We start from the raw sequence: 16,100 nt of genomic DNA, 5'->3' as shown, positions 1-16,100 counted from the left end.
GCCCGCGCGCGGGCGGCGACAGCTTCCGGAGGACCCGGCACCATGACCACCAGGACCGTCGCCCTGACGCTCAACGCGGGGTCGTCATCGCTCAAGTTCGGGCTCTTCGACATCGCCGCCGGGCCGGTCGAGATGGCCTCGGGGCTGGTGGAGTCCATCGGCGGCCAGCCCCGGCTGCGGGCCGAGTTCGGCGCGGCCGCCGCGCCGGTGACACGCGACCTGACCGGCGCCGAGGCGGCCGACCACCACGGCGCGCTGGCCACCGCGCTGGACGTGCTGCGCGCGCAGTTCCCCGAGGCACGCGCCGGCGTCGTCGGGCACCGCGTCGTGCATGGCGGGCCGGGCTTTACCGAGCCGGTCGAGATCACGCCATCGGTGATGGCCGAGCTGCGCCGCCTCTCTCCCTTCGCGCCGATCCACCAGCCGCACAACCTCGCGGGGATCGAGGCCGCGCAGGCGGCCTTTCCCGAGGCCATGCAGGTGGCCTGCTTCGACACCGCCTTTCACCGCAGCCACCCCAAGGTGAACGACGTCTTCGCCCTGCCCCGCGAGTACTACGACAAGGGCGTGCGGCGCTACGGCTTCCACGGGCTGAGCTACGACTACATCTCGGGCGAGCTCGCGCGCATCGCGCCGCTCATCCACGACGGCCGGGTGATCGTCGCGCACCTGGGCAACGGCGCCTCGATGTGCGGCATGGTGGGCGGTCGCTCCATCGCCTCGACCATGGGCTTCACCGCGCTGGACGGGCTGCCCATGGGCACCCGGACGGGGCAGATCGACCCCGGGGTGATCTTCTACCTCGTGCAGCAGGAGGGGCTGAGCATCGACGAGGTGCGCCAGCTTTTCTACACGAAATCCGGGCTGCTGGGCCTCTCGGGGCTGTCGAACGACATGCGTACGCTCGAGGCCGCCGGCACGGTCGAGGCCAACGAGGCCATCGACTACTTCGTCTTCCGCATCCGGCGCGAGCTGGGCGGGCTCGCGGCGGCGCTCGGCGGGCTCGACGCGCTCGTCTTCTGCGGCGGAATCGGTGAAAACTCGCGCCTCATCCGCGAAAGGGTCTGCGAGGACATGGCCTGGATCGGCCTCGAACTGGACCGGGAGCGCAATACGCGCAACGATACCGTGATCTCCACCGACATGAGCCGCGCGCGGATCATGGTGGTGCCCACGAACGAGGAACTGGTGATCGCCCGGGCGGCCAGACGGTTGTCCGCGGCACCGGCATGAGGAGCGCGACGCTTGAAACAGGCCCTGAAACCCGCGGCAGCGGCCGAACTGGTGCCGGACGGCGCCGTGGTGATGATCGGCGGCTTCATGGGCGTCGGCTCGCCGCACCGGATCATCGACGCGCTGGTGGCGCGCGGGGCGCGCGACCTGACGGTGATCGCCAATGACACCGCCCGCCCCGGCCACGGCATCGGCAAGCTGGTCTCGGCCGGCGCGGTCAAGCGGCTGGTGACCTCGCATATCGGTCTCAACCCCGAAACGCAGGCCGGCATGATCTCGGGCGGGATCGACGTGGAGCTGGTGCCGCAGGGCACGCTGGTCGAGCGCATCCGTGCGGGCGGCGTGGGCCTTGGCGGCGTGCTGACCGCGACCGGCCTCGGCACCGAGGTCGAGGACGGCAAGCAGATCGTCGAGGTGCGCGGCAAGCGCTTCCTGCTGGAAGAGCCGCTGCATGCCGACGTGGCGCTGATCTGCGCGCAGCGGGCGGATTACCTGGGCAACCTCGAGTATTCGCTGACCGCGCACAACTTCAACCCGATCATGGCCATGGCCGCGGACACGGTGATCGCCGAGGCGCATGTCATCGTGCCGCTGGGGGTGATCCCGCCCGACGCCGTGAAGACGCCGGGCGCGCTGGTCGACCACGTGCTCGAACGCGCATCCTGAGGAGAGCGAGATGGACGCCAAACACCTGATCGCCCGCCGCGTCGCCCGCGAGCTAGAGCCGGGGATGCTGGTCAACCTCGGGATCGGCCTGCCGAGCCTCGTGGCCACCTATGTGCCCGCCGAGATGGGCATCTACTTCCAGGCCGAGAACGGCGTGATCGGCCTCGGCGCCCGCCCGCCCGAGGGGATGGAGGACCCCGACCTGACGGACGCGGGCGGCGGCTTCGTCACCGCGGTGCCGGGTGCGGCCTCGATCGACAGCGCCATGAGCTTCGGGCTGATCCGCGGCGGGCACCTCGACGTGACGGTGCTGGGCGGGCTGCAGGTCGACATGAAGGGGCATCTCGCCAACTGGAAGGTGCCGGGCCGCATGGTGCCCGGCATGGGCGGCGCGATGGATCTCGTCTCGGGCGCGCGGCAGGTGATCGTGGCGATGCAGCACGCGGCACGGGGCAGCTCCAAGATCGTGCGCGAATGCACGCTGCCGCTCACCGCGATGCGGCGTGTCGACGTGGTGGTGACCGAACTCGCGGTGCTGCACCCGCGCGAGGACGGGCTGCACCTGTCCGAGCGCGCGCCGGGCGTGAGCCTCGATCAGATCCTGTCGGCGACCGAGGCCGACCTGATCGTGCCCGAGACCCTGCCCGAGATGGCCCTCGGCTGAGACCCCGCGCCTCAGCAGATGCGCGGCAGCTGTTCGCCCACCAGCATGTCGACGATCCGCGTCGCGCCGAAGGCGGTGCGCGTGACCACGGGCACGCTGCCTCGCTCGGTCACGCGGCCGACGATGGCGGCGCCCTCCCCGTCGGGATGCGCGCGCATGGCCTGGAGCGCGGCGACGGCCTGCGCCTCGGGCACGAAGAGCACCAGCGTCCCCTCGTTCGCGAGGTAGAGCGGGTCGAGCCCGAGGATCTCGCACATGCCGCGCACCTCGTCGCGGATCGGCAGCTTTTCATCCGAGAGCATGACCGTCACGCCCGCCTCCTCGGCCATCTCGTTCAGGGCCGAGGCGAGCCCGCCCCGCGTCGCGTCCCGCGCGGCGCGCATGTCCGGCGCGGCGGCCAGCACCGCCTCGACGAGGTGGCCCAGCGAGCGGCAGTCGCTGCGGATGGGCGTCGAGAGCGCGAGGTCGCCCCGCGCGGCGAGGATCGTCGCGCCGTGGTCGCCCAGCACGCCGTTGACCAGCGCGACGTCCCCGGGCCGGATCTGCGCCGCGCCCAGCTCGCGCCCGGGCGGGATGACACCGACGCCAGAGGTCGTGACGAAGAGCGTGTCGCAGGAGCCCTTCTCGACCACCTTTGTATCGCCGGTGACGATGCGCACGCCCGCCGCTTCGGCCTCGCGCGACATGGAGCGCACGACGCGGCGCAGCAGCGCGATCTCGCAGCCTTCCTCGATGATGAACGAGGCCGAGAGCCAGAGCGGCCGCGCCCCGCCCACCGCGAGGTCGTTGACCGTGCCGCAGACCGCGATCTTGCCGATGTCGCCGCCGGGAAACTCGACCGGCGTCACGACGAAGCTGTCGGTGGTGAAGGCCAGCCGCGCACCCGGCTCGGCCAGCGCGGCGTGGGTCAGCCGCGCCTGGTCCTCGGTGCCCGGGGGCTGGAAGACGTCGGTGAAGACCTCCTCGATGAGGTCGCGCATGGCCCGGCCGCCGCCGCCGTGGGCCAGGGTCACGCGGTCGCCGCGCAGGCGCGAGGGTTTGCCCGCCATGGTCATTCCGCCGGCTCCGCAACCCGTGCCCCGCCGTAGGTCCAGTAGGCCGCGCAGGCGCCCTCCGAGCTGACCATGAGCGCGCCCAGCGGCGTGTCGGGCGTGCAGCCGCGGCCGAACTGCGGGCAGGCCGTGGGCTTCATCCGGCCCGTCATGACCGCGCCGCAGGCGCAGCCTTCGGGCTCCTCGGCGGTCCGGCGCCCGGTGGCATAGCCGATTCCGAACTTCTCCTCGGCGTCGTAGGCGGCATAGGCCTCGCGGATCCGCAGGCCGGAGGAGTCGATTTCGCCCAGCCCCCGCCATTCGAAGGTGGGCCGTTCCTCGTAGACATCGGCGATGGCGGCGAGCGAGACGGGGTTGCCGTGCTCGGGCACCACGCGGCCATACTGGTTCTCGACGCAGGCCCGCGTGTCGCGGATCTGGCGCAGAACCATGAGCACCGACTGCAGCAGGTCCAGCGGCTCGAACCCCGCCACCACGATGGGCTTGCCGAACTCCTCGGCGATGAAGTCGTAGGGATGCGTGCCGATCACCATGCTGACGTGGCCGGGCCCGACGAAGCCGTCGAGCCGCATGTGCGGATCCTCGAGCAGCGCGCGGATCGGCGGCGGCACGGTGATGTGGTTGCAGAAGACGCTGAAGTTTCCCAGCCCCTCGCGCGCCGCCTGCTGGATGCTGAGCGCGGTCGAGGGCGTCGTCGTCTCGAAGCCCAGGCCGAAGAAGACGACCTCGCGGCCGGGGTTGCGCCGGGCCAGCTCGACCGCATCGAGCGGCGAATAGACCATGCGGATGTCGGCGCCGTCGGCCTTGGCCTGCAGCAGGCTCTTGCGCGTGCCGGGCACGCGCATGGCGTCGCCGAAGGTGGTGAAGATCACCCCCGGCCTCTCGGCGATCGCGACGCAGTCGTCGACGCGGGCCATGGGCAGCACGCAGACCGGGCAGCCGGGGCCGTGGATGAACTCGATGCCCTCGTGCACCAGCTTGTCCAGCCCGTAGCGGAAGATCGCATGGGTGTGCCCGCCGCAGATCTCCATGATGCGCACCGGCTCGGCGGCGGTGCAGCCGATCTCGTCGGCGACGGCCGCGATGGCCGCCAGAACGCCGCGCGCGGCCTTCGGGTCACGGAATTCCTGGACGTATTTCATGCGCTCCCCTCCTGAAACGCCTTCTTGCCCTCGGCCATGGCCTCGAGCGCCTCCTGCGCCTCGCCGAGGTCGCGCAGCGCGGCCAGCGTCTCGGCCGCCTCCTCGGCGTCGATGCGCGCCATGGCGAAGCCCACGTGGATCAGCACCCAGGCGCCCACCAGGTCCTCCAGCGGCCCCTCGGCCACGCAGGCGAGCGAGACCTCGCGCCGCACGCCCGAGACCTCGGCCATGCCCATCTGCCGGGCGGCATCGGTCACCGCCACGATCTGCCCCGGAATGCCCAGACACATTTCTCAGTCCTCCTCGGAAATCGATGCATGCGGCTCGATGCCGTAGCGGTCGAGCTTGGCGCGCAGGCCCACGCGGCTGAGGCCCAGCTCGGCCGCCGCGCGGGACTTGTTCCACTTCAGACGCGTCAGCGTCTCGCCCAGAATGCGCATCTCCATCAGCTCGACGCGCTCCTTGAGCGTGCCCTCGAGCTGGCAGAGATCGGCCTCCGCGATCCGTCCGCCCTCGCCGTGCGATCCCGCACCCTGCAGGATGGGGCGCGAGATCAGCTCGGGACCCAGCACCATGTCCTGCGCCATCATCAGCATGCGCGTCACCTCGTTGCGCAGCTCGGGCAGGTTGCCAGGCCAGGCATGCGCGCAGAGGTAGTCGAGCGCCGCCTTCGACAGGCCGCGCGCGGGCTTGCCGTGCTCGGCGGCGGCGTCCTGCAGCAGGCGCTCGGCCAGGATCGGGATGTCCTGCGCGCGGGCACGCAGCGGCGGCACCGACAGCTCGGCCACCGCGAGGTCGTAGAACAGGTCGCGGCGGAAGCGGCCCGCCTCCATGCGCGCGCGCAGGTCCTCGTGGGCACCGGTCAGCAGGCGCAGGCGCGTGGTCAGCACCTCCTGCCCGCCGACGGGCTGGAAGCTGCCCTCGCGCAGCAGCCGCAGCAGCGCGATCTGCAGCCCCTCGCCCAGCGTGTCGATGCCGTTGAGGAACAGCGTTCCCCGGTCGGCCTTCTGCACGAGCCCCGCCCGCGCCTGCACCTGTCCCGGCAGCGCGTTGCGCTTGACCCCGAAGAGCTCGACCGCGAGCGCCTCGTCCGAGAGGCCCGCGCAGTTCAGCTCGTGAAACGGCCGGTCGGCGCGCAGCGAGCCGTAGTGCATGGCGCGCGCCAGTTCGGTCTTGCCGGAGCCCGGCTCGCCGGTCAGCAGCACCGGCACGTCGAAGCTGGCGTATTGCCGCGCAAGGGCGATGGTCGCGTTGAGCGGGGAATTGGTCCCGCGCAGCACCTTGTCGAAACCAAGCCCCGCCTGCGCCGCACGCCGCCGCTCGTCGAGCCGCGCGCTCGCGGTGTCGCCGAGGTAGCGCATCTCGAGCGTCACGCGTTCGTGGTCCCGCGCGAGACGAAAGAGCCGCGCGGCGTTGCGCACCGCCATGAGCAGCTGTTCGGGGTGCCAAGGCTTGGTGATGAACTGGTAGATCCCCGCCTCGTTGATCGCGTCGATCATGTCGCTGGTCTCGGTGTAGCCGGTGACGATGATGCGCACGGTCTCGGGCCAGCGGTCGCGCACGTCGGTCAGCAACTCGATGCCGGTGCGGCCCGGCATCCGCTGGTCCGAGATCACCACCTGCACCCAGTGCTCCTCCATGAGCCGCCAGGCGGCCTCGGCGTCCAGCGCCTCGAGGACGGTGAAATCGTCCTCGAGCGCCATGCGCATTGCGGCGACGGAATGCGGCTCGTCGTCGACGACGAGCACGGTGGGCAGCGTCTCGGCCATCACTCGGCCGCCCGCGCGCGGCGCTTGGCCTGCGCCTCGGCGCGCAACCAGGCGGTCCAGTCGGCCAGCCCCTCGCCGGTGCGGGCCGAGAGGCGGATCACCTCGATCGTCGGATTCACCCGGCGCAGGTTGGCCTCGTAGAGGTCGAGGTCCACGTCGCAGTGCGGCGCGAGGTCGACCTTGTTCAGCAGCGCGATTCGCGCGGCGGTGAACATGTCGGGATACTTGAGCGGCTTGTCCTCGCCCTCGGTCACCGACAGGATCGCGACCTTGGCATCCTCGCCCAGGTCGAAGGCCGCGGGGCACACGAGGTTGCCGACGTTCTCGATGAAGAGCGTGCTGTCGCGCCCGAGGTCGAGATGATCCATCGCGTGACCGACCATGTGCGCATCCAGGTGGCAGCCCTTGCCGGTGTTGACCTGGCAGGCCGGCGCGCCGGTCTCGCGGATGCGGTCGGCGTCGTTGCTGGTCTGCTGGTCGCCCTCGATCACCGCGAGGGGCGCGTCGCCCAGGGCGCGGATCGTGGCGCAGAGCAGCGTGGTCTTGCCCGAGCCGGGCGAGGAGACGAGGTTCACCGCGAAGGCGCCGAGCGCCGCCAGCCGGGCGCGGTTCGCCGCGGCGAAGCCGTCGTTCCGCGACAGGATGCCGGTCTCGATCTCGATCAGCCGCTCCTGGCTCATCCCTGGCACCTCGACGCCCGCGGGCCCCTGCCCGAAATGCATGTCGCCGGGGTGGTGATGATGATGATGGTGGCCATGGCCATGCGCATGACCGTGGTCATGGCCGTGGGCCTGCGCGTGCCCCTCGACGGTTCCGTCACCGCATCCGCATACCGTGCACATCAGATCACCTCCATGTCCTTGATCCGCATCTCGTCGCCCCCGTCGGGCATCAGTTTGCCGCCGCCGCAGCGGGGGCACGGGTCGAGCCGGTGGGCGATCTCGACATGCTCCATGCAGTCGTAGCACAGCGCCCGTCCCGGCAGGTCGATCATCTCGAGCCGCGCGCCCTCGGCCTTGGAGCCGCGCATGACGATCTCCCATGCAAAGCGCAGCGCCTCCTTCTCCACGCCGGCAAAGCGCCCGATCTCAAGCCGCACGGCGGTCACGCGGGCGATGCCGTCACCGGCCGAGGCCTGTTCGACGACGCGGCGGATGCCTTCGCAGAGCGACATCTCATGCATCGTCGACCTCCCGCAGCCGCACCGGCGCGCAGGGATCGAGGATCTCCAGCAGCAGCGTCGCCTGTCCGCCCTTGATCGCCGGAAGGCTGTCCAGCGCCCGCGCGAGGATGCCCTCCGGCGCCATCAGCGCATCGGTCGGCGTGACCCGCTCGAACCAGGCCACGCGGCCTTCGCAGAGCGTGATCCGCACGGCATAGGCCCCCCGCGCGGCGGGCACGAGGGCGCGGCCCTCGGCCCGTTCGACCGGCGGCAGACGTCCCAGCGCCGCGTCCTCGATGTCGAAGAGCCGCGCCGCCGCGCGCCAGAGCGGCCCGCGTCCGTAGCGTGCCTCGATGTCGCGCATCGCGGGTCGCCGGGCCTGCCGCGCCGCGACCGAGTTCTCGACCGCCGCGCCGGGCCGCAGGGCGGCCTGCGCGGGTGCGGGCAGGCCCTCTGCCACGGCCTCGAAAGGTTCGAACGCATCGCGGAGGCGCCGCATCACAGCGCCGGCAAGGCTGCCCCCGTTCAGCAGCGCCTCGAAGGCCTCGGGCGTCTCGGGCGCCCGCCCGGCGCCGAAGACGGCTTCCAGCAGCGGCGCTCCGCCCGCGCGCCAGTCTGCGGGCAAGGCCGTGGCGGGCATTCCCAGCCGCGCGGGCCAGCTCACGTGGAGTTTCACGAGGTGGTCGCGCAGGATCTCCCCGGCCATGCCGGGTGCGTCGACCGGCCGGCCGAGCGCGGCGGCGACCGCCCCCGCCTGCGCGGCACGGCAGAGGTTGAACAGGCGCGGCAGGATCGCCAGCGCCTCGTCCGCGGTGCGCCCCACGAGCAGCGGCTCGACGGGCAGCGCCGGCGGCGCCTCCGCGACCAGCCGCGCGGCGAGGGGCACGCCCGCGTGTTTCATTCCGCCGCCTCGCCCGCGTCCGTGGCAAGCCCGCCGGTCAGCACCGCGCGCCGCGTCGGCGTCAGGTCCGGCACCGACATGTCCTGCCCCGCCTCGGCCTCGGCCAGCTCCGCCTCGCGCTGCGCCCGGATATCGGCGCCGCGATCGGTCTCGGCGCGGTGCGCCTCGTCGAAGATCGCCGCCATGACCGCGCGTGCCACGTCGGTCGCCTCCTTCTGGGTCGAGAACTGGTGCATCGGCGAAAAGAGCGAGCAGGCCTTGTAACCGCCGGTCAGCTCGCGGCTGTTGTGCAGGAACTCGTAGTCGCCCGAGGGGAAGGACACCACCTCCTTGTCGCCCGCGCGCAGCTGCGACCAGTCGTCTTCGCCGTCGGGCAGCAGGACGATGTTCATGAACCACGGGCTGACCAGCACGCCCATCAGCACCTCGCCGTGCCGGCGAAAGCCCACGGCCTCGACCGTCAGGCGCTTGTTGACGATGGGCACGTCGCGCATCTTGGCATGGTAGACCTCGGTGAAATCCGCGACCAGCCGGTCGGTCACCGTCCGGATCAATGCCGCCTCGCGCAGGGCATCGGCGCCGGGGTCCTCGAGCACCATGAACTGCGCCTTGGGGGCCGAGCAGTTGGGACAGGACCAGTCCTCGGGCAGCGCCGCGAAGGGCGTGCCGAGCTCGATCTGTCGGAAATCGTCGCCTTCGGCCGGATCGTAGGGCGTCCAGCAGATCTTGCACTCCATGACCGCGCGCTCGGAGATACGGTCCGAGGCGCCGAGATAGCTGCCCTCGAAGCTCATCGGATCGCCTCCAGCACCTCGCGCAGGCGCTCCGCGCTGTCCTGCAGGTCCTCGGGCGCAGCCAGCGCGACCTCGGGCATGTCAGTCACCTCGAAGGTGTCGAGGATGAGCGTGTCCATCGAGTTGAAGAACTGCACGCGCCAGACCCGGGGCAGCGCCGTCGCCGTGACCCGGCAGTTGCCGTAGCCGCGCGACAGGATGTCCGTCGCCCCCTGCCCGAGCCGCGCGTCGAGCCAGGCCAGATCCGCCTCGGTGTGCGGCAGCAGCGTGAGGTTCACGACATGCACCTCGCCCGCGCCGGCGGCGCTCTTGTCCTCGAGCTCCACCAGCAGCGGCGGCGCGTTGACCACGCCCGCGCCGGGCGCCTCGCCGGTGCCGGGGCGATAGGGCTCGAAGGCCCGCGCGCGGGCCTCGCCCGGCACGCCCGCCACCTCGATCGCGTCGAGGCCCGCGCCGCTCAGCACCCAGATGCCCGCAAAGACCGATTCCTGCGCGCGGATCGCCGGGAGGCCGCGGATCTTCATCGCCACCTCGCCCTCGCCCATGGTCTCGGCAACGAGCCGGCGGTTGGCGGCATCGAGCCGTGACAGGTCGAACCGCTCCGCCGCGCCGCCCCGGCCGACCCGATCCGCCGCCGCGGCCACCTCGGCCATCAACGCCAGCGCCGGGGCCAGCGCGGCGCTGTCCTCGACCTCGGGCAGGTGCGCCGAGAAGGTGCGCATGTCCTGCGGCAGGCTCATGTACTGCAGTTCCTCGTCCTCGGGCTGCGAGCCGGGACCATAGCCGGTGGGCGGCAGGTGGTAATTGGTGACCATGGGGCTCTCCGTCAGGTGGCAGGCGCGGGCTGCGCGTTCAGGATCTGCGGGATGCGCACGAGGTAGTCGTCCCAGTCGCGCACCTTGGGAATGCCGCCAAGGCACTGGCCCGCGCGGTAGAAGATCAGCGAGGGCGTTTTGAGCACCCCCGCCGCCTCGCGCAGCTGCGCCTCGATGGCGTCATCGACCACGGCGCAGTCGAAGGCTCCCTGGAAGGCCATGCGCAGCTCGGGCAGGATCACCGCCACGTCGGCGCTCTCGAGGTTGCGCCGGGGATCGCCCGGCACGAAGAGGCAATGCGCCCCGGGCGCCTCGGTGAAGGCGGCGAGCGTGCCCATGTCGGCCAGCCGGGGCCAGCCCAGCTCGCGTGTGAGCCTGTCGATCAGCGGATGCGTCATGAGGGTCCTCCTATCCCGTGCTGCGTCCGGCGGCGCGCGCCGCCTCGAGGTGCGGCGGCAGGCGCGGCTCGCGCGCGTCGAGGTCGTCGAAGGCCCCGCCCGCGTCGCCGCCCGCCATCACCGCGCGCAGCCCGGCCAGCGCCTTGCCGATGAGCCGCGCCTCCTCCTCGGAAATCACTTCGCGCGCCTGGCCGAGATGGGTTAGCACCCAGGTCCCCGGCACAACCGCGCCCACCAGCGTGAGGTCGATCAGCGCCTCGCCCTCGTCACCCCTGGCCCGGGCCGCGATGCCCTCGACGCTCAGGACCTGCATCGGCACGCCCACGCACATCAGCCGACCTCCGGAAAGAACCGCGCGTCGCCGGTGCGGCAGGCCGCCTCCTCGGAGGGACGGCCGGTCTCGTAGGCCTCGCGGCGCAGCGCCGCATCGGCCAGATCGCCGGTCTCGGTGCGTCCCTCCGCGGCGTGAAAGCCGCGCGCCGCCAGCCAGTCACGCGCGATGCGCACCGCCTCGGGGATGCGCGCGGCGGTGCCGGGGCGCAGCCCCCCGCCATAGTCCTCGAGCTCGACCGGCTGGCAGCCGATCAGCACCAGCTCCTCCGGGCAGCAGCCCATGAGCTGCGCCGTGGCGATCACGTCCTGGAAGCCTGTCTGGTGGAGCGACATCTTCTTGGCGCCCATGAAGGCCGGCACCTCGTCGCCCTCGACCACCTTCATGGTGCCCGGCGCGAGCCCGTAGTCGACCGCGTCGAAAACCACCATGACCTCGGCCTCCTCGAGGAACGGCAGCAGGTAGAGCCCCTGCGTGCCGCCATCCAAGACGCTCACCTCGTCGCCATAGGACAGGGTCTCGGCGAGATGCTCGACGCAGCGCACGCCGAAGCCCTCGTCGGCCCAGAGCAGGTTGCCGATGCCCAGAACGAGCGCACGTCGCGCCATGATCCCCTCCCTCGCTGGCCTGGCGAAAGCGCCGCTTTCACCCACTGGCCCGGACGAGATTACCGCGTCCACCCGCCAGCCCCACTGTTTTTGCGCCCGGTGAAAAGATGCATCCAAGGCACTGAAATAAATCAAGAATGACGGACGCGTCGCATGATCAGCGCGATCCGCAGAGTCCTTCATCTTTCCATAAATACGCAAAATCGGAAAGATGCCTTCCACAACGAGAAACGGGCCCTGTCAGGGCCCGTTCCAGATCCCGCCCGAAAGCGAAAGGATCACTCCGGCAGGTCGTCCTTGAAGGTCCGCGTCCCCGAGATCATCGTCGAGACCATCGACTGCCGCGACATGATGTCCTCGCGGATCGCGGCGTAGATGTGGATCATCATGAAGATCACGATGAACCACATGCCCAGGTGATGGATCGAGTGCAGAACCTGCGTGTTGCCAACAAGCGCGATGAGCCAGCCCATCGCCAGGTCCGGCCACGAGCCCTGCCCCGCGCCCTCGGCGTAAAGCGCCCAGCCCGTCGCGATCATGAAGGTGATGCCCACCGTCATGAAGAAGAACATGGCGATCTGCGCCAGCGGATTGTGGCCCACGTACTTGCGCGGCGTGTCCTCGAGGAAGGCATACCAGCGCATCTCGTGCACCACCTCGCGCCACCACGCCCGGCGCCAGACCGGCACGTAGAAGAGCTGCTTCGCGTGATGGTTGCCGACGATGGCCCAGTAGATCCGCGCGGCGAAGGCCACGGTCAGCAGCTGGCCGGCGGCGAAATGGGCGAAGCGGGTGTAGCCCATGACGAACTGGTAGGTCGCCTCGGCGAACTCCATCGTCGGCAGCGGCGAGGCGATGAGCCAGCCGCTGCCGATCAAAACGAGGATCAGCCCCGCGTTGACCCAGTGCCAGAGCCGCACCGGCCATTCGTAGACGAAGACCGAGGTGCGGCGCCGGATGCTCTCGACGTCGGCGGCGGTGGCGTCCCCGGCGAGCTGCGCGTTGACCAGCGGCTCGACTTGGACGTTGGCCCTGTGAATGGTGTCCTCGGGCATGGGATCACTCCCGCTCGGGACGGCGCCACCACCACAGCGCCCCGGCCAGCGCGATGACGCCCGCCCCGTGCAGCGGCGAGAGCAGCCAGTGCGACGCGCCGGTGAGCGGCGCGTCGTGGCCTGGATGCGCCGCCGCCGCGGTGGCGGTGGCGAGCCAGATGACGAATGACTGTTTCATGGGGTCCTCCTCCCTCAGCGAACCTTGACCGTGGCCAGTTCGTCGCCCTCGGGCGACATCACGTGCGTCGAGCAGGCGAGGCACGGATCGAAGCTGTGCAGCGTGCGCAGGATCTCGACCGGCTCCTCCGGGCGCTCGACCTTGGTGTCCATCAGCGAAGCCTCGAAGGCGCCGATGTTGCCGGCGGTGTCGCGCGGCGAGCCGTTCCAGGTCGTGGGCACCACGCACTGGTAGTTCTCGATCCGCCCGTCCTTGATGCGCACCCAGTGACCCAGCGCCCCGCGCGGCGCCTCGGTGGCGCCCACGCCCTTGGCCTCGGCGGGCCAGGTGGAGGGGTCCCACTTCTCGACGTTGGCGGTCGAGGTGTCGCCGTTGACGCAGTTCTGCACGAGCTTGTCGAAGAAGTGCTTCTGCAGACGGCCGCAGTATTCCGACTCCAGCGCCCGCGCCGCGGTGCGCCCCAGCGTCGAGAACAGCGCCTCGAACGGCAGATCCATGTCGCGCAGCAGCCCGTCGACCTGGGTCTTGATATCCTCGTGCCCCGAGGCATAGCCCACGACGTAGCGGGCGAGCGGCCCCACCTCCATCGCATGCCCCTTCCAGCGCGGCGCCTTGATCCACGAGTATTTCGCGGCCTCGTCGAGCTCCTCGATGTTGGTGCGGGTGCCCTTGGCATTGGGGCCCAGCTCGTAGTTCGCCTCGGTGACGCCGTCCCAGGGGTGCAGGCCCTTGCCCGGCGCGCCGTAGGTGTACCACGAGTGATCCACGAATTCCTGGATCTGCTCGGGGTCGCGCTGGTCGACGTCGTAGACCGTGCTCAGGTCTCCGTTGACGACGGCGCCGCGCGGCAGGTGCATGTTTCCGGCCGAGTAGTCGTTGGCGTTCTCGGGAATGTCCCCGTAGGCAAGGCAGGCCTGCGAGGAGAGCCCCCCGCCGTAGAGCCAGTTCCGGTAGAAGCCGCCGATGGCCTTCACGTCGGGCAGGTAGACGTTCTTGTTGAACTCGATGCACTTGTCGATGATCGACGACACCAGGTTCAGCCGTTCCATGTTGATGGCGCCCACGCCGCCCACGCCGTCGATGTTGATCGGGCACGGCACGCCGCCCACCAGCCAGTTCGGATGCGGGTTCTTGCCGCCGAAGATCGTGTGGACCTTCACGATCTCCTTCTGCAGGTCCAGCGCCTCGAGGTAGTGGGTCGTGGCCATGAGGTCCGCCTCAGGCGGCAGCAGGTAGGCCGGGTTGTCCCAGTAGCCGTTCTTGAAGAGGCCCAGCTGCCCGCTCTCGACGAACTTTTTGAGCCGGTTCTGCACGTCGCGGAAATAGCCCGGGCTCGACAGCGGGTGCGAGGGCGAGACGGCCTGCTGCAGCTCTGAGGTCGCCTTGGGGTCCGCCTTCAGCGCGTTGACCGGGTTCACCCAGTCGAGCGCGTGCAGGTGGTAGAAATGCACGACGTGGTCGTGGATCTCGAGGTTGAGCTGCATGATGTTGCGGATCGAGTTGGCGTTCTCGGGGATCTGGATCCCCAGCGCATCCTCGACCGCGCGCACGCTGGTCAGCGCGTGGGTGCCGGTGCAGACGCCGCAGATGCGCTCGGTGAAGGCCCAGGCGTCGCGCGGGTCGCGGCCCTTGAGGATCACCTCGAGCCCGCGCCACATGGTCCCGGTCGAGACCGCGTTGGTGATGATGTTGTCGTCGTTGACGTTCACCTCGCAGCGCATGTGGCCTTCGATGCGGGTCACCGGGTCGATGACCACGCGCTTGCCGCCGTTGTCGAGCGTGTAGCCGTTGGGGGTTTGCACGACCATGACTTACGCCTCCTCTTTCGACGACTGGGTCTTCTTCTGTGCGGATTTCAACGCCGAGACGGCGGCGTGCAGCGCGATGCCGCCGCCCACCACGCCCGCGGCCGCGACGCCGACCTGGTCGGCATTGGCCTCGACCCCGAACTGCGTGAGGTCAGTCACACGGTCGTAGAAGCTGCCCTGGTCCCAGAAGCCGTCTTCCGAGCAACCGATGCAGCCGTGGCCCGACTGGATCGGAAAGCTGACGCCTTCGTTCCAGCGCACGGTGGAGCAGGCGTTGTAGGTGGTCGGGCCCTTGCAGCCCATCTTGTAGAGGCAATAGCCCTTGCGCGCGTTCTCGTCGTCCCAGGCCTCGACGAACTGGCCGGCGTCGAAATGCGGCCGGCGGTAGCACTTGTCGTGGATGCGCTGGCTGTAGAACATCGCCGGACGCCCCTGCCGGTCGAGCTCGGGCAGCCGGTCGAAGGTCAGCATGTAGGTGATGACGCCGGTCATGACCTCGGCGATGGGCGGGCAGCCCGGCACCTTGATGATCGGCTTGTCGGTGATGACCTTGTGCACCGGCGTCGCCCGCGTCGGGTTGGGCTTGGCCGCCTGCACACAGCCGTAGGAGGCGCAGGCGCCCCAGCTGATGATCGCCTTGGCGTCCTTCGCGGCGTGACGCAGCTGCTCGACGAAGGGCTTGCCGCCGACGATGCAGAACATGCCGTCCTCGTTGAGCGGCGGGTTCCCCTCGACCGCGAGGATGTAGTTGCCCTTGTAGCGCTCGATGGTGTCCTGCAGTGCCGCCTCGGCCTGATGGCCCGCCGCCGCCATAAGCGTGTCGTCGTAGTCGAGCGAGATCATCGACAGCACGACGTCCTTGGCCAGCGGGTGGGCGGAGCGGATGAAGCTCTCCGAACAGCAGGTGCATTCCAGCCCGTGCACCCAGATGACCGGGGTGCGGGGCTTGGTCTCCATCGCATGCGCGATCCTGGGCACGAAGGCCGGGCCGAGGCCCAGCGCGGCGGCGGTCAGCGAGCAGTATTTCATGAAACTGCGCCGGGTGATGCCCTGGCTTCGCATGACCTCGTAGAAGGTTTCGATCTGGCTCACGCTGGCTCCCTCCCTCGTCCGATCGGTCCGTGGCGGCAGCAGGCGCCGCCCGGGGTGGAGCAAGCATCCCGGTATGCAGCGGTGCGCAAAAGGGTCTTGCCGCAAAAGCGGGCAATCGAGAAAAAGTCCGCCTTTACAGGTGTTTGATCGGCACTCCCGGGGGCGGCGGCGGCAAGCGCCCTGCCAGTGCCGCGCGGCCGGCGGTCAGTGGCTTTCCAGCCGCGCCAGCGCCACCAGCGCCTGGCCATAGGCAAGACCGCCATCGTTCGCGGGCGCCTCGCGCGGCAGGCAGAGCTCGAAGCCCTCGAGCTGCTCGCAGACGCGCTCCAGCAGCCCCGCGTTCTGGAAGCACCCGCCCGAGAGCGCGACGGTCCGCGTGCCCGCCTCGCGCGCCACCGCGCGCGCGGCATCGGCAAAGGCCCGCGCCAGCCC

General features: G+C 70.3%; 20 protein-coding genes. 3 read left to right on the top strand and 17 right to left on the bottom strand.

Translation table 11 applies throughout. The features are described from left to right. Window positions 1-42 precede the first annotated feature (42 nt). The 3 genes from SALMUC_RS23445 to SALMUC_RS23435 are packed head-to-tail and all read left to right on the top strand — an operon-like array spanning window position 43 to window position 2,563. The gene (locus tag SALMUC_RS23445) at window positions 43-1,233 is read left to right on the top strand and encodes an acetate/propionate family kinase (protein WP_020041910.1); all 1,191 of its coding nucleotides are present in this window, start codon (window positions 43-45) and stop codon (window positions 1,231-1,233) included. Window positions 1,234-1,245: 12 nt separating this feature from the next. After that, complete coding sequence (locus SALMUC_RS23440; RefSeq protein WP_020041909.1) at window positions 1,246-1,899, top strand: CoA transferase subunit A; 654 nt, start codon at window positions 1,246-1,248, stop codon at window positions 1,897-1,899. 10 nt (window positions 1,900-1,909) lie between these two features. Next, complete coding sequence (locus tag SALMUC_RS23435; protein ID WP_020041908.1) at window positions 1,910-2,563, top strand: 3-oxoacid CoA-transferase subunit B; 654 nt, start codon at window positions 1,910-1,912, stop codon at window positions 2,561-2,563. A gap of 11 nt (window positions 2,564-2,574) precedes the next feature. Here SALMUC_RS23435 and hypE read toward each other — a convergent pair whose 3' ends face one another. The 17 genes from hypE to SALMUC_RS30670 form a co-directional block, all read right to left on the bottom strand. After that, window positions 2,575-3,618 carry a hydrogenase expression/formation protein HypE gene (gene hypE / locus SALMUC_RS23430; RefSeq protein WP_020041907.1) on the bottom strand — a complete coding sequence of 348 codons (1,044 nt, stop codon included), beginning with the start codon at window positions 3,616-3,618 and terminating at the stop codon, window positions 2,575-2,577. Continuing rightward, window positions 3,615-4,757, bottom strand: coding sequence for a hydrogenase formation protein HypD (gene hypD, locus SALMUC_RS23425; RefSeq protein WP_020041906.1), 1,143 nt, complete (start codon window positions 4,755-4,757; stop codon window positions 3,615-3,617). Before hypD ends, hypE begins: the two co-directional genes overlap by 4 nt. Further along, window positions 4,754-5,047 (bottom strand): HypC/HybG/HupF family hydrogenase formation chaperone, encoded by a 294-nt coding sequence (hypC, locus tag SALMUC_RS23420; RefSeq protein WP_020041905.1) that lies wholly within the window; start codon window positions 5,045-5,047, stop codon window positions 4,754-4,756. The genes hypD and hypC overlap by 4 nt, the downstream gene beginning before the upstream one ends. A 3-nt stretch (window positions 5,048-5,050) precedes the next feature. Further along, window positions 5,051-6,526 (bottom strand): sigma-54-dependent transcriptional regulator, encoded by a 1,476-nt coding sequence (locus tag SALMUC_RS23415; protein WP_020041904.1) that lies wholly within the window; start codon window positions 6,524-6,526, stop codon window positions 5,051-5,053. Then, entirely contained in the window at window positions 6,526-7,368 is an 843-nt protein-coding gene (gene hypB / locus SALMUC_RS23410; protein WP_020041903.1) for a hydrogenase nickel incorporation protein HypB, read from the bottom strand. The genes SALMUC_RS23415 and hypB overlap by 1 nt, the downstream gene beginning before the upstream one ends. Beyond that, window positions 7,368-7,709, bottom strand: a complete 342-nt coding sequence (gene hypA / locus SALMUC_RS23405; RefSeq protein WP_020041902.1) for a hydrogenase maturation nickel metallochaperone HypA — start codon at window positions 7,707-7,709, stop codon at window positions 7,368-7,370. The genes hypB and hypA overlap by 1 nt, the downstream gene beginning before the upstream one ends. After that, a complete protein-coding gene (locus SALMUC_RS23400; protein ID WP_020041901.1) occupies window positions 7,702-8,589 on the bottom strand; it encodes a hypothetical protein in 888 nt (295 codons plus the stop codon). Before SALMUC_RS23400 ends, hypA begins: the two co-directional genes overlap by 8 nt. Beyond that, complete coding sequence (gene hybE, locus SALMUC_RS23395) at window positions 8,586-9,383, bottom strand: [NiFe]-hydrogenase assembly chaperone HybE (RefSeq protein ID WP_020041900.1); 798 nt, start codon at window positions 9,381-9,383, stop codon at window positions 8,586-8,588. The genes SALMUC_RS23400 and hybE overlap by 4 nt, the downstream gene beginning before the upstream one ends. Then, window positions 9,380-10,198 (bottom strand): hydrogenase expression/formation protein, encoded by an 819-nt coding sequence (locus SALMUC_RS23390; RefSeq protein WP_020041899.1) that lies wholly within the window; start codon window positions 10,196-10,198, stop codon window positions 9,380-9,382. The genes hybE and SALMUC_RS23390 overlap by 4 nt, the downstream gene beginning before the upstream one ends. A gap of 11 nt (window positions 10,199-10,209) precedes the next feature. Further along, window positions 10,210-10,596: a thioredoxin domain-containing protein gene (locus SALMUC_RS23385; RefSeq protein WP_020041898.1), complete on the bottom strand. Its 387-nt coding sequence runs from the start codon at window positions 10,594-10,596 to the stop codon at window positions 10,210-10,212. Window positions 10,597-10,606: 10 nt separating this feature from the next. Beyond that, window positions 10,607-10,927 (bottom strand): HypC/HybG/HupF family hydrogenase formation chaperone, encoded by a 321-nt coding sequence (locus SALMUC_RS23380; protein WP_020041897.1) that lies wholly within the window; start codon window positions 10,925-10,927, stop codon window positions 10,607-10,609. After that, window positions 10,927-11,535 carry a HyaD/HybD family hydrogenase maturation endopeptidase gene (locus SALMUC_RS23375; protein ID WP_020041896.1) on the bottom strand — a complete coding sequence of 203 codons (609 nt, stop codon included), beginning with the start codon at window positions 11,533-11,535 and terminating at the stop codon, window positions 10,927-10,929. The genes SALMUC_RS23380 and SALMUC_RS23375 overlap by 1 nt, the downstream gene beginning before the upstream one ends. Window positions 11,536-11,813: 278 nt before the next feature. Further along, the gene (gene cybH, locus SALMUC_RS23370; RefSeq protein WP_020041895.1) at window positions 11,814-12,590 is read right to left on the bottom strand and encodes a Ni/Fe-hydrogenase, b-type cytochrome subunit; all 777 of its coding nucleotides are present in this window, start codon (window positions 12,588-12,590) and stop codon (window positions 11,814-11,816) included. A 4-nt stretch (window positions 12,591-12,594) separates the two neighbouring features. Then, window positions 12,595-12,768 carry a DUF6732 family protein gene (locus SALMUC_RS30675; RefSeq protein ID WP_020041894.1) on the bottom strand — a complete coding sequence of 58 codons (174 nt, stop codon included), beginning with the start codon at window positions 12,766-12,768 and terminating at the stop codon, window positions 12,595-12,597. Window positions 12,769-12,782: 14 nt separating this feature from the next. Continuing rightward, window positions 12,783-14,576: a nickel-dependent hydrogenase large subunit gene (locus SALMUC_RS23365; RefSeq protein ID WP_020041893.1), complete on the bottom strand. Its 1,794-nt coding sequence runs from the start codon at window positions 14,574-14,576 to the stop codon at window positions 12,783-12,785. A 3-nt stretch (window positions 14,577-14,579) separates the two neighbouring features. Then, window positions 14,580-15,668 carry a hydrogenase small subunit gene (locus SALMUC_RS23360; RefSeq protein WP_020041892.1) on the bottom strand — a complete coding sequence of 363 codons (1,089 nt, stop codon included), beginning with the start codon at window positions 15,666-15,668 and terminating at the stop codon, window positions 14,580-14,582. 204 nt (window positions 15,669-15,872) lie between these two features. Beyond that, the coding region (locus SALMUC_RS30670) for a Kae1-like domain-containing protein (RefSeq protein ID WP_037372846.1) at window positions 15,873-16,100 on the bottom strand (228 nt) is incomplete at its 5' end.

It is taken from the genome of Salipiger mucosus DSM 16094 (assembly GCF_000442255.1).
GTDB lineage: Bacteria > Pseudomonadota > Alphaproteobacteria > Rhodobacterales > Rhodobacteraceae > Salipiger > Salipiger mucosus.
The sequence above is the reverse complement of the archived record's forward strand: the minus strand, read 5'-3'. Positions and strand labels throughout refer to the sequence as shown.